Origin of the sequence: Pelagibaculum spongiae, from assembly GCF_003097315.1 — a bacterium.
Lineage (GTDB): Bacteria > Pseudomonadota > Gammaproteobacteria > Enterobacterales > Pelagibaculaceae > Pelagibaculum > Pelagibaculum spongiae.
This window is the reverse complement of sequence record NZ_QDDL01000005.1, coordinates 29,865-41,579: the sequence shown is the minus strand read 5'-3', so window position 1 is coordinate 41,579 and position 11,715 is coordinate 29,865. Positions and strand designations below refer to the sequence as shown.

At 41.4% G+C, this 11,715-nt stretch carries 13 protein-coding genes; 6 read left to right on the top strand and 7 right to left on the bottom strand.

Going from position 1 to position 11,715, the window contains the following annotated elements; genetic code table 11:
- Positions 1 to 49: 49 nt before the first annotated feature.
- Positions 50 to 1,213, bottom strand: coding sequence for an aminotransferase-like domain-containing protein (locus tag DC094_RS12680; RefSeq protein WP_116687487.1), 1,164 nt, complete (start codon positions 1,211 to 1,213; stop codon positions 50 to 52).
- 236 nt (positions 1,214 to 1,449) lie between these two features.
- Between DC094_RS12680 and DC094_RS12675 the strand changes: the two genes are divergently transcribed.
- Positions 1,450 to 2,409: an AraC family transcriptional regulator gene (locus tag DC094_RS12675; RefSeq protein WP_116687486.1), complete on the top strand. Its 960-nt coding sequence runs from the start codon at positions 1,450 to 1,452 to the stop codon at positions 2,407 to 2,409.
- A 12-nt stretch (positions 2,410 to 2,421) separates the two neighbouring features.
- Here DC094_RS12675 and DC094_RS12670 read toward each other — a convergent pair whose 3' ends face one another.
- The 3 genes from DC094_RS12670 to DC094_RS12660 all read right to left on the bottom strand — a co-directional run bounded on the left by DC094_RS12670 (position 2,422) and on the right by DC094_RS12660 (position 5,016).
- On the bottom strand, positions 2,422 to 3,096 hold the full coding sequence (locus DC094_RS12670) for a hypothetical protein (RefSeq protein WP_116687485.1): 675 nt from the start codon (positions 3,094 to 3,096) through the stop codon (positions 2,422 to 2,424).
- 273 nt (positions 3,097 to 3,369) lie between these two features.
- Entirely contained in the window at positions 3,370 to 4,044 is a 675-nt protein-coding gene (locus DC094_RS12665; RefSeq protein WP_133245538.1) for a hypothetical protein, read from the bottom strand.
- A 39-nt stretch (positions 4,045 to 4,083) separates the two neighbouring features.
- Positions 4,084 to 5,016, bottom strand: a complete 933-nt coding sequence (locus DC094_RS12660) for a 1-aminocyclopropane-1-carboxylate deaminase/D-cysteine desulfhydrase (protein ID WP_116687483.1) — start codon at positions 5,014 to 5,016, stop codon at positions 4,084 to 4,086.
- 101 nt (positions 5,017 to 5,117) lie between these two features.
- On the opposite strand from DC094_RS12660, the gene DC094_RS12655 reads away from it, so the two are divergent.
- Positions 5,118 to 5,585: a PaaI family thioesterase gene (locus DC094_RS12655; protein ID WP_116687482.1), complete on the top strand. Its 468-nt coding sequence runs from the start codon at positions 5,118 to 5,120 to the stop codon at positions 5,583 to 5,585.
- Positions 5,586 to 5,745: 160 nt separating this feature from the next.
- Here DC094_RS12655 and DC094_RS12650 read toward each other — a convergent pair whose 3' ends face one another.
- The gene (locus tag DC094_RS12650; RefSeq protein WP_116687755.1) at positions 5,746 to 6,222 is read right to left on the bottom strand and encodes a LabA-like NYN domain-containing protein; all 477 of its coding nucleotides are present in this window, start codon (positions 6,220 to 6,222) and stop codon (positions 5,746 to 5,748) included.
- A gap of 501 nt (positions 6,223 to 6,723) precedes the next feature.
- On the opposite strand from DC094_RS12650, the gene dbpA reads away from it, so the two are divergent.
- From dbpA to DC094_RS12635, 3 genes are all read left to right on the top strand, one after another.
- Positions 6,724 to 8,106 (top strand): ATP-dependent RNA helicase DbpA, encoded by a 1,383-nt coding sequence (gene dbpA, locus DC094_RS12645; RefSeq protein WP_116687754.1) that lies wholly within the window; start codon positions 6,724 to 6,726, stop codon positions 8,104 to 8,106.
- 87 nt (positions 8,107 to 8,193) lie between these two features.
- A complete protein-coding gene (locus DC094_RS12640) occupies positions 8,194 to 8,406 on the top strand; it encodes a DUF3565 domain-containing protein (RefSeq protein WP_116687481.1) in 213 nt (70 codons plus the stop codon).
- Positions 8,407 to 8,470: 64 nt separating this feature from the next.
- Positions 8,471 to 9,334, top strand: a complete 864-nt coding sequence (locus DC094_RS12635) for a class I SAM-dependent methyltransferase (protein WP_116687480.1) — start codon at positions 8,471 to 8,473, stop codon at positions 9,332 to 9,334.
- Here the strand turns inward: DC094_RS12635 and DC094_RS12630 are convergent.
- Positions 9,321 to 9,995, bottom strand: a complete 675-nt coding sequence (locus DC094_RS12630) for a hypothetical protein (RefSeq protein WP_116687479.1) — start codon at positions 9,993 to 9,995, stop codon at positions 9,321 to 9,323. The genes DC094_RS12635 and DC094_RS12630 overlap by 14 nt on opposite strands.
- A 145-nt stretch (positions 9,996 to 10,140) precedes the next feature.
- Between DC094_RS12630 and DC094_RS12625 the strand changes: the two genes are divergently transcribed.
- Positions 10,141 to 10,941: a crotonase/enoyl-CoA hydratase family protein gene (locus DC094_RS12625; RefSeq protein ID WP_116687478.1), complete on the top strand. Its 801-nt coding sequence runs from the start codon at positions 10,141 to 10,143 to the stop codon at positions 10,939 to 10,941.
- An 85-nt stretch (positions 10,942 to 11,026) separates the two neighbouring features.
- On the opposite strand, the gene DC094_RS12620 is transcribed toward DC094_RS12625, so the two are convergent.
- A complete protein-coding gene (locus tag DC094_RS12620; protein WP_116687477.1) occupies positions 11,027 to 11,689 on the bottom strand; it encodes a hypothetical protein in 663 nt (220 codons plus the stop codon).
- Positions 11,690 to 11,715: the final 26 nt, after the last annotated feature.

Genomic DNA, 11,715 nt, shown 5'->3' with positions numbered 1-11,715 from the left:
TGAAGCACTGAATAAAAGTCAAAGATCAGCTCACAACAAGTGATTATAGTTATTGACGATCAAAAGCTTTAACTAATCGTTGGATAGCAATCTCTAATTGTTGTGGGCTGGCATGGCTAAAGTTGAGCCTTAATGCTGGGCGGGATAATTGTCCTACAGGATAAAATACTTCTCCTGGCACTACTGCAACATTATTTTCTAATGCGCGTTCGGCTAATTTCATAGTATTGATTGGTTGGTCATTTTTTTGATTTAATTCTAACCATAAGAACATGCCGCCTTCTACCTGCTGAAAGCTGATTTTATCACCTAGATATTTATCTAATGCGCCAGATAGTGCCTGATAACGTTCAGCGTATTGTTCTCTTAATTTTAATAAATGGTTATTAAATTCTGATGATTTCAATAATCCAAGCAATAGCGCTTGTAACGGAATCGGGCTGTGTAAATCAGATGCCTGCTTTATTTTGATTAATGGATCAATCCAGTTTTGTGGCCCGCTAATAAACGCTAGCCGAATACCGGGCAGTGCAATTTTTGAAAAAGAGCGCAATATCCAAGCTTGTTCGGGGCAAAAGCTAGAAACCATCGGTAAGGCATCGCCGTGATAACGAAGTTCCCGGTAGGGCGCATCTTCAATTAAACCTACCTTGTAACGCTGGCATAGTTTAGCCACTGCTTGGCGCGCCGCAAGCGGCCAAACCCGACCGGTTGGATTGTGGAAATCAGGTACCGCATAAAAAATCTTGATATTACCCTTAGCAAACAGTTGCTCTAATGCGACTAAGTCTGGCCCTGAATCCGACTGTTCTACGGTAAACAGCTCCGCTTTAGCTAATTCAAAAACCTGTAATGCGCCTAAGTAACAGGGTGCTTCCATTGCTACGCCATCGCCAGGATTAAGAAATGCCCGGGCAATGAGATCTAGACCTTGTTGAGAGCCGGTGGTAATCAACCCACTATTGCCTGTTTCTAGCTGGTAATGCTCCGCGCAAAAATCCAGTAAAGGTTGGTAGCCAGCCGTTGCACCATATTGAAACAATTCCGGAGATTGTGAGATCTGTTGCAGGGGCTGTTGCAGCAGTGCCATTGGAAAGTGTTCTGCAGCAGGTAACCCTCCAGCCAATGAGATGACATTTTCTGCAGTGGCCGCTTTCAGGATTTCCCGGATATAGGAAGGCGACATGTTTTGCAGATGATCGGCTGGTTGCATCGACTGGCTCCTGTTCCTGCCGCACTTGAAGCTGCTTTATCGTTGGCTGCTTTCGCTTGCCTGCCAGCATCTCCAATTACTTTGGGTATAAACACCTAAGCGTTATAAACAGCACAGGCGTTAATGATTAAATAAATAATGGCTATCCAAACATCTTATCGAATAGCAAATAGTTATGTTTGTCCATTTATGCGCTATTATCGATCCAAATATGCTTTTTTTGATTTAATTGATCTATGCCTGATTCATTAATTGCTAAGCCCTTGAAACATGATCTGCCAACAGCTGCAGAATCCATTAAAGTCGAGTGCTTGCCAGCCAAGCCAGCTAGCCAAACCCAGACCACCAGAATTAACGATGTTTTGTTTCAGTTGCACCAAGATATTGCGGCAGACCTAGGTGCTAAAAAACTGGCTAAAATCGCTGCCTATTCTGAACAGCATTTTCACCGGGTTTTTCTGCAAGTGACTGGAGAAAATCTCAATCAATATGTTCGGCGGACCCGCATGGAGCACGCAGCCAATCAGCTGATGTTTGATCCGTATCGCCCGATTTCGGAAATAGCAGAAACCTGCGGTTATCAATCTTTGTCATCTTTCAGCAGGCTATTTAAAAACAATTTTTCGGTATCGCCCGGCCAGTGGCGAAAAACCGTTTCAACTTCGACAAAAAAACCTTATCTGGAAGACCCAGAAATTGCTGCGGGTTGGCAGAAAATTCAGCAGTTACAGTTGCCGGTACCAGAGTTAATTGAGCTACCGCCGCAGCGGGTGGCTTATGTGCGCCATCAGGGGTATGGCAGAAGTATTCGACTAGCTTGGCAAACCTTACAAGCCTGGGCGGCGACCGAGCAACGTAGTTTTCGCCAGCAGTGGGGGCTGCATCATTCCAACCCGTTACTGGTGCCATTGGCGCAATGTCGTTATGTGGCTTGTTTAGCGATTGACCAGCCACTATTACGCCGTGGTGTGGTAAATCAGATGGTAATTCCCGGTGGGCTGCATGCGGCATTTTATTTTTCCGGCAAATATGGCGAGCTATTACCGTGGATTAGTAAGGTGCAACAGCAATGGCTGCCACAATCTGGTTTTCGAGCCAAAACTACCCCGGCAGTGGTTCATTATCATAGGAATCATTTTTTAGCTCAGGATGAGCAATTTGAATTGACGTTTTATCAGCCGGTGGGGTTGTATTGATAAGGCTTACACTTACACTACATCGGGATCTTCAAATGCTCTGGCAAGCGCAGCTGCTGTTTTTGCTATTTCTTGATCGGCAAGACTAATTAATTTATCAATTTCTTTGCTGTAATATCTATCGGTGGGATCTATCACTTCTGCTTTTTGGCGAATATGAATAATTTCACGGTTAGATAAATTATCATCAATGAAATAAAAGGTATTTTTTTCAGATTGATTTGAGTACTTGTGACGTAATTTTACTCGATGTCGAACCATTAGTAGGTTTTTTTTATCTGAAACTTTTTTATGATCAGGTTCATGCTCATATCGGCCAAAAAGATCAATTCTGTTATAAACTCTAAAATTTTCTGTTGGCGGTGTTATGTTATTAATTAAGCAAGCGGATTTAATTATTTCATTTACACTTTTTTCAGAATATAATCCATTAGTAATGAAAAACAAACAGAATCCACTGCCAGTTGCTTGAGATGCTTTGCTAAAAAGCTCCATATGTTTTTTGCAATAAAAAAAGCAAACTTTATCGCCTTCATAAGTTAATTTATTTTTATCTACTAAGATGTTTACGTGGGTTTGATACTGTGTTGTGTCTAGAAAGAGTCTTTGTGTTGAAGATATGAGGCTATTTGCTGTAAGTACTTCAATTGCTTTATGAGATGAAAAAACAGTTTCATCCAGATCCATGCAGATAAATATCATATTTGGTTCCAGTTAAGCTATTTAGCGTACTCCTTGCAATCCTCGTTTGTGAATTGCTAAAGGCCGACAGTCCGAAAAACATCTTATGTTACGAGGCGTTAGTATAAAGCATAGAGCAAATTTTCAGTATAAACTTGATTAATTAGAATGATAGTTTTCTGGTGAATCTTTCGATGAAATCCAACAATTCAATAGCTCAGACAGAATGAGAAATTTCAACTGACGTTTTATCAGACTATAGGGTTGTATTAATGAAGATTAAATTAAATTATCACTTTGAATTGATTTAGCATGCAAAAATACTTTCTTTGATATTGCATCCTCAGCAAGACCAGTTAACATCTCGATGCTCTCACAATAATTACGATCTTTTGGATCAATAGTTATTGCATCGAGGCTGTCTGCTATGAGTTTTCTAGTAGCATCGCGGTCGTCAACGAAGAAAAAAGAATGTTCCTCGTGACTGTTTTTATAAATACCATACTGAATTGAGAATTCTTTTATCATTGACTGAAGCTTTGCTTGAGCTATTCTATGTGGATCTAGTTCATGGCTAGATCGGCCAAAGAGATCGATACGGTTATAAACATTAAATAATTCTGAAGGAGGTGCTATTTTATGAATAGAACATGCGAGTTTAATCATTTCATTAAAGCTTTTTTTTGAATAGAGCCCATTGGTAATGAAAAACAAACAAAACCCACTACCTGTTGCTTGAGATGCTTTGCTGAGAAAATTTAAATGTTTTTTAGGGTAAAAAAATTTTACTTTGATTGCTGCTATTTCTTTCCTCTGTCTTGATATAATATTTTCACCGTTTATTGACAAAGCAACGTGGTCGAGATGATAATACTGATCAGAAGATATCAAATTTAAAATGCGAAATTGACGAATATTATTCTCAGAAGAGAAAAGTGTCTCATCTAAATCCATGCAAACAAAAACCATAATCATCCTTGAATATTTAAACAGCTATCTAAGCGCTCTGCTTCCTTGTAACCCACCACTATGAATTGTTAGTATTTTTCTGTGAATTTTGACATTGCCAGCGCATACCTGTTGATACAACCCAAACATCATTTTCCCAGTATATACCTGATCTAACAATATGCCGGTTTGCTGGTAAAAATCATCGATAAACGCTAGTAATTCAGGCGTAGTTTTGCCATAGCCTTTACAATGGAAATCGGTTTCAACCTGCCAATTATTTTGTTGGAGTTTCAGGTACTGACCAATTTCATCTGTCATCCAGTTGGCATCTTTTAATACCGCAACTGAATGAATCTGACTGTGCCCTTGAGTTGAACGAATTACACCAGCACTGGTTGCACCGGTGCCAGAGGCCAGCCAGATTTGTTGGTAATCTTTTGGGTTGATAGCGCCGGATTGCAGAATCATTTCACAACCTTTAATGCCTAATGCCCCAGAGCCACCTTCAGGAATAACATAGCAACTATCAGTAGATAGCCCAAGCTCAGTCAGTAGCTTTTGCACAAAATCAGGTTGATGTTTTTGGCGATAATCTTTGCGGTTAATAAAATGCAGTTGCATGCCCCAGCGTTCTGCATCAATTAGCGTTGGTGAAGGGGTTTTGCTCCGCTCGCCACGAATCACACCGATGGTTGGAATTTTTAGTAAGTTGCCAACAGCTGCCAAAGCATGAATATGATTCGACCAAGCGCCACCGAAACTTAGCAGGCAGTTACAACCTTGTTCAGCTGCTTGAATCAGATGGTGCTTTTGCTTGAACCATTTATTGCCGCTTACTTGTGGGTGTAGTAAATCTAGCCGGAGCATATCTAGTTGAATCGAAGCCTGCTCTAGCCAATCCGTTTGCACTCGTTGAACGGGTAGTGGTGTATTTTGTAGCTGTTGAAACAGAGGGTGGTTTAAAAGGTTTTTCATCGATTTATCCAGTAGGGCATTCTTCGGAGGCTTCTGATTGGAAATAAAACTGTTTATGATCTGCGCAGGCAAAATAACAACAAAAATTGAGATATCACATTATGTCTGAAGTTCCCCAGAAGCGCTTATCTAAGCAAACCGAGCACTATCAATCATTGGAAAGCATGTATCTGTCGGCACCAGTCAATCAAATCTATTTACCGAAGATTACCGTATCTGAAGCGCAAGCGGTGATTGAAATTGAAGTCGATCCTAAGCTGTTTCACTCTGCAGGTGCGGTGCATGGTTCGGTGTATTTCAAGATGCTTGATGATGCAGCCTTTTTTGCTGCCAATTCACTCGAACCGGAACTGTTTGTGCTGACAACGTCATTTACCACTTACATCACTCGGCCAATTTCTAATGGCAAAATGCGTTCAGTAGGTAAGGTGGTCAATATGAACCGAAGCCAATGGATTGTCGAAGCAGTAGTTTATGACGGCCAAGATCGAGAGATTGGCCGAGGTAATGGACTTTTTGTTCGCAGTAAACAATTGCTCAATCAAGTGCCGGGGTATTCAGCAGAGTAAATAACAGTGATATCTTGAGTATTGGTAGCAATGTGAATTTCTGTGATTATTTCTTTTATGTTTAAAGATACTATTTTTACAAACAATTTACTGCTGCACCATTGCTTGAGTGCAGCAATAAATAATCAATCAGAAGACGATAAAAAGTGCAAATACGCAACTATTGCAGCAATAGCTCTGGCTCAATTGGGTGGAAAACATTAGCGGATCGAATTAAAGAATTGGCCGTCAATGCTTCCACGCCATAGACCTCAGTAATCACTTTATAATCTTTTCGAATTTTGTTAATTAGCATATCAAAATCCCCATCACCCGATAGCAAAATTACCCGGTCAACATTCGGTGCTGCTTGCATAATATCGATGGTAATTCCGACATCCCAATCGCCTTTGGCACTACCGTCGCTACGCTGAATATAGGGCTTTAATTTCACATCAAAACCGATATGGCGCAGTGCGCTCTGGAACTTATGTTGGCCGTCGTCAGCGCGGGCAATGGCATAGGCATTGGCCATTACGATATCGCCCTGATGGCTAAGATGCTGCCAGAACTTGCGATAGTTGAAGGGAAGCCCCCAAGCCTGACGGGTGGTGTAGTAAATATTTTGCACATCAACAAAAACAGCAATCTTACTCATAAAATATTCCGCGGGGCTGGGCGAACAATAATGAAAAGCCATGGTACACCAGATCTTGGCTGGGGCGATCAAGAGAACAACTGATCTACCTGGTAGTTATACCCAAGCCACTTCAAAGTGTGCGTTCAGGATCTTTGAGCGAATCATGATTGAGGCGCATCTTTTTATTCATGGTTGTTCCCTTAAAAAGAGAGGCAACGATGAGCATGTTTGACTCAGAGATCCCCAAAGGGCTGGTTTAGAAACGTTTTATGCTTCGTTATTGATTTTGAAAAGGGAATAGCCATTAACTTCGATCAATGCCTTGCCTAAAACGTTTCTGATTCCAGCTGAATCTTGCATCTTTGAAGTGGCTTGGGTATAGACAACAGTTTGATATTTGCACGGAAAATCTTGGCCAATCTGTTAAGATGCGCCGCTTGATTATGTTAGATGCTTGCCGATTTCGACAAGGCTCAGCAATTTTTAGCGCGTTTTCACCTTACCAACAGGACGGCCCTCTTGAGCGAGACAGACTTTTCAACCCTGAATTTGCATGCAGATTTACTGCAAAATCTTGATTCTTTGGGTTATCACCAGATGACGCCAATTCAAGCACAAAGCCTGCCAGCGATTCTTGATGGCAAGGATGTGATTGGTCAGGGTAAAACCGGTTCAGGTAAAACGGCCGCCTTTGGTTTGGGGCTATTAAACAAGCTCAATGTGAAGCGTTTTCGAGTGCAAACGCTGGTGTTGTGTCCAACCCGAGAGTTGGCAGACCAGGTTGCTAAGGAATTGCGTCGCTTAGCCAGAAGCATTCATAACATTAAAATTCTGACCCTATGTGGCGGCACACCTTTTGGACCGCAGATCGGTTCTTTGGAACACGGTGCTCACATTATTGTTGGTACGCCGGGCCGTATTGAAGAGCATTTGCGTAAAGAGCGGCTTGATCTGAGCGAGTTAGATACCTTGGTTCTAGATGAAGCGGATCGAATGCTCGATATGGGTTTTCAGGAGTCGCTAGATGTAATTTTTGGTTATATGCCAAAGCAGCGCCAAACTTTGCTGTTTAGTGCGACCTTTCCTAAGCAAATCGAAAAGATTGCTAAGGACATTATGAGCGAGCCAGTTCGTGTTGAAGTGGCTTCTACTCACGATGATAAAACCATCACCCAACATTTTTACCGGGTTGATCACCACGAAGATCGCATTGATGCAGTGCGCAGCGTGTTGTTAAGCCGTCAGCCAGAATCGGCAGTGATTTTTTGCAATACCAAAGTAGAAACTCAAATGGTTGCTGATGCGCTGCATGACGATGGTTTTAGCGTTCTATCGTTACATGGCGATCTAGAGCAGCGAGATCGTGATCAAACGCTGGCACGTTTTGCCAACAAGAGTATTTCGGTATTGGTTGCTACCGATGTTGCAGCACGAGGCTTAGATATCGACTCGCTGGACGCGGTAATTAATTACCAGATGGCCTATGACCCTGAAATACATGTTCACCGGATTGGTCGAACGGGCCGAGCGGGCAGCCAAGGTATTGCATGCTCTATTTATTGTGAAAATGAAATTCGTAAATTAATTTCGTTGGAAGATTACTTAGGCCAACCAATTAAAGCTGAAGCATTGCCTGCGGTGAAATCTGGTATGGAACCCTACCGCCCCGGCATGGCGACAATTCGTATTGAAGGTGGCAAGAAAGACAAAGTGCGTCCGGGTGATATTCTGGGTGCATTAACCGGTGATAGCGGCATTGAAGGCAAGTATGTTGGTAAGATTCAGATCTTCCCGTTTTATGCTTATGTTGCCGTTGCCGAGCGGTCTGTCAGTGGTGCGTTAGCCAAATTACGCAGTGGTAAAATCAAAGGGCGACATTTTAAAATTCGCCATGTTGGCTAGTGTGATGTTTTTTAAAAAGCGCCGATAGGCGCTTTTTTTATGCCATTATTTTGGATTGAAAGCAGTAAGTAGGCTGAGTAAAAGACAATGCAGCAATCTATTACGGGATACCATAAAGATGATGAGAACCATTGGGTTGCTGAGTTGATCTGTGGTCACTATCAACATGTCAGGCATGATCCACCATGGCAAAACCGGTTGTGGGTGACTAGCCAAATGGGTCGTCAATCGATGCTAGGTTATTGTTTAAATTGTGTGAAATGTGATCGAGGAGTCAGTGAAGATTTTCAATCGAAATAAGATCTTTAATCATGACCTGTTTACTGGCATATAATCTGTTAACTGATCATTACTGATATTTGATATGGCAATGTTTCCGCAACTTCCTTCTGGCATTCCCCTATGGCAAAACTATAAGAACTTAGTATTCCATGACGATTTTGGTGAGCTGACCATTCATGCTGAAATGTTTCTTGAAGAACAGATTCAAGCATTAGAAAAACTGCCATTTCGCTATAAATATGACCATTTGCAGCAATGGAATAAACAGTGGGAGCTGCCCTTTGTGTTGCAACAGGCGCAGCAGCATATACAAGACTGGGACTTTGAAAATGGATTCCCCCAAGCATTAGATTTTGGCTCAGACCTGAGCTTTTTCCCGTGGTATTTCCAGGGAATGACCGCATCTAAGTTGACCTGCCTAGTGGATCAATATCTAGTAGACCAACTGCCATTACCGCAAGCATTCTCATTAGTTACGTTGGCGAAAGACTGGATAACCTGCCAACCGACAGACTTGTTTTTACCTCAGTTATCAGCAGAAACCTATGATCTAGCTAGTTGTATTGGTTGCCATCGTTTTATTGGCCAGCTGCCGCAGATTATTGCTGCAATCTATGCATCATTAAAGCCGGGCGGTAAATTTATGTTTACCTTCGATATTGCACTCATTGGTAAAAATGGCCTAGATGCATCAACCGCTACCGATGTATTGCGGTTGATTGACGCTTGCTTTGGTTCAGATCTGGAAAATGAATATAGTTTTGAAAAAATTAACAAACAAAAAAATATTGTTTCTACTCGATATGTTGCAGAAATGAAACCACTCATTATGCCTTGGAGTATGTCATCAATGGCTTACTTATTAGGAGATTTTACTCAATCATCAAAATGGGCTGGCTGGCCAGCAAATTCTACGGTATTTTGTGGCGCGGTTATGAAGGGTTAGCGCTATCGGTTGACTCAAGACTATTTTTTAATATTCTTTCTTTAACATCTAACCCGATACGATTTCCTATCTCAATCAAATTTTCTTCATAATTCTCAATTGAAGATTTAAGGCACACTATTTTTTTATCATAAGCAGCTTTTAATGTATTTACATTATCGTCAATTAAATAGAGCTCTACTTCTTCTTCTTTACATTCTGCTCGAGCGATTTGTGAATGCTGCAAAATACGAGCTGTTTTAGTAATGCTATCAAATGGAAGCAACAGCTGTTCACGAGGAAAAGTTGTATCGTGAAAGCAATGATTCATAATAGTAAAAGCAGAATCTTCATCAGAAGAAAAACTATATAAATATAGATACATCATCTTTGTATAGAAAAAATGCGCCGCTGCTGGGAAACACTGGGCAAAGAAATGAAGCATATCATCTTTAGGATATGTTGCATTGGTGGCTAGGCACAACATCGCATTTGGTGGATTTTTATCATTAAATTCTTCAAAGAAAGCTCTATGAAGTTGGTAATGTAAAAAATGAAATTGTCGCTTATTAAATAAACTGCGGCATGGAGTAGTTTTTAACATTTGGAATTGAGATAAATATTTAAGTCTGTTATCAGCAGTAATCAATGTTTCATCGATATCAAAGTAGATAATTTTCATCAACTGGTTTTATAAAGATCAATCATGTGAATGAGTTAAGCAATCAATCTGCAATATTGACAGTGAAAATGTAGATAATGAGCCATTTCTACATAAAATAATCTGGTTATAATCTTGCAATCGCTTAGCTGCAGGAACAACAATCATGACCGACAGAGTCAGGCTGCAAATTGAAAACCGAGTTGCTCGAGTGACCTTGTGTCGCCCTGAAAAGTACAATGGGCTAGATGACCAAACATTCCAGGCATTGATCAACGCTGCAAAACAGATCAAAAAAGATCGCACCGTTCAAGTGGTGATTTTGGATGCTGAAGGTAAGCACTTCTGTGCTGGGTTAGATATCGACAGTGTTGCCAAGAACCCGTTTATCATTCGTAAATATCTAAAGAAATCAGCCAAACAACTCACCAATTTAGTGCAAGAGGCAAGTTGGTGTTGGCGGGAGCTACCGGTGCCGGTGATTTGTGTGATTCAAGGTAAATGCCTTGGCGGTGGTTTGCAGATTGCCTTGGGTTGTGACTTCCGTATTGCCAGTGAAGATGCTCAGCTCTCTGTGCTGGAAGGCCGCTGGGGAATGATTCCTGATATGGGTGCTTCAATCTATTTGCGGGAATTAATGCCGATTGATCAGGCAAAATTGATTACCATGAATTTTGAATTAATCCCGGCTGATAAAGCTAAGCAACTGAATTTATTAACTGAAGTTACTGCAGACCCATTCGCCAGAGCCCAACAGTTAGCAGAGCAGTTGCTCAAATCATCACCCGATGCACTGGCATGTACCAAGCAGCTATATCACACCAGCTGGAGTAGCGATGATCATACGGCGCTGAAACTGGAAACCCAGTTACAGAAAAAACTGATTGGGCGGCGGAATTTTCTTGCCGCGGTGTCAAAGAAGTTTATGAAGAAACCTATCGCTTTCGGTAAGCGCAAGGTAAGCTGAATTACCCGCAAATCAGCCTGCGGCAAGGTCTTCGGCGATTTATCGCTGAAGACCTTATTCATTTAGGTGTTTAGCTTTTGTTGATTTAAAAGCTATTACGGAAGCTAAGTTGAATCATTTGCTGATGAGGTGCTGAAATTTTGATCAAAAGATCGCCATGTTGATCGGCTCTTAAACCAAACTCTAACCAGCCGCCAATCGGTTTATCTTGTTGAATACCTTGGTTTAACCCGTTGTTATCTTGCAGATCACCATCAATCACCAACGCCTCAATACCTGCAGCAATTCGAAAATCTTCACCGGCAAACCCATAACCCAAATTCAGGTTTATCTGGCTCCAATCCAATTCAATCTCTCGTTGATCAATTTTTTTATCTAGTTGATAAAACAGATAATCAGCAGACCATTGAGCTGCCCAACCTGCTTTGGCTGGCACATTGTTTAATCTCAGACCAAGATATTTGCCAGATAATTCGGTAGTTGCCACGGTGGGCAAGTTATCAATCGAACTATCCAGCCATCCGCCTGATAAACCCAGTTGAATACCTTTAATCCGTTCGCCATATATTTCAAAGCCAATACGATCGATTTGCAGATCGAGGTTATCTTTTAATGGAACGGTTTCATGTGCCAGGCGGAGTTCTGCCTGAGTAACTAGCTCAGCCTGAACTGGAGCAAATGCAAGGCAGATACTGCTGAATAGCAGAGCAGTTATCCTAGGCAGCAACAGCGGTTTATTTTTGATCATTATTTTGGCCTGATCGAAATCTTTTT

Coding starts and splice junctions, on each gene's coding strand:
- DC094_RS12680 (WP_116687487.1), bottom strand. CDS start 1,213: ATGCAACCAGCCGATCATCTGCAAAACATGTCGCCTTCCTATATCCGG.
- DC094_RS12675 (WP_116687486.1), top strand. CDS start 1,450: ATGCCTGATTCATTAATTGCTAAGCCCTTGAAACATGATCTGCCAACA.
- DC094_RS12670 (WP_116687485.1), bottom strand. CDS start 3,096: ATGGATCTGGATGAAACTGTTTTTTCATCTCATAAAGCAATTGAAGTA.
- DC094_RS12665 (WP_133245538.1), bottom strand. CDS start 4,044: ATGGATTTAGATGAGACACTTTTCTCTTCTGAGAATAATATTCGTCAA.
- DC094_RS12660 (WP_116687483.1), bottom strand. CDS start 5,016: ATGAAAAACCTTTTAAACCACCCTCTGTTTCAACAGCTACAAAATACA.
- DC094_RS12655 (WP_116687482.1), top strand. CDS start 5,118: ATGTCTGAAGTTCCCCAGAAGCGCTTATCTAAGCAAACCGAGCACTAT.
- DC094_RS12650 (WP_116687755.1), bottom strand. CDS start 6,222: ATGAGTAAGATTGCTGTTTTTGTTGATGTGCAAAATATTTACTACACC.
- DC094_RS12640 (WP_116687481.1), top strand. CDS start 8,194: ATGCAGCAATCTATTACGGGATACCATAAAGATGATGAGAACCATTGG.
- DC094_RS12635 (WP_116687480.1), top strand. CDS start 8,471: ATGGCAATGTTTCCGCAACTTCCTTCTGGCATTCCCCTATGGCAAAAC.
- DC094_RS12630 (WP_116687479.1), bottom strand. CDS start 9,995: ATGAAAATTATCTACTTTGATATCGATGAAACATTGATTACTGCTGAT.
- DC094_RS12625 (WP_116687478.1), top strand. CDS start 10,141: ATGACCGACAGAGTCAGGCTGCAAATTGAAAACCGAGTTGCTCGAGTG.
- DC094_RS12620 (WP_116687477.1), bottom strand. CDS start 11,689: ATGATCAAAAATAAACCGCTGTTGCTGCCTAGGATAACTGCTCTGCTA.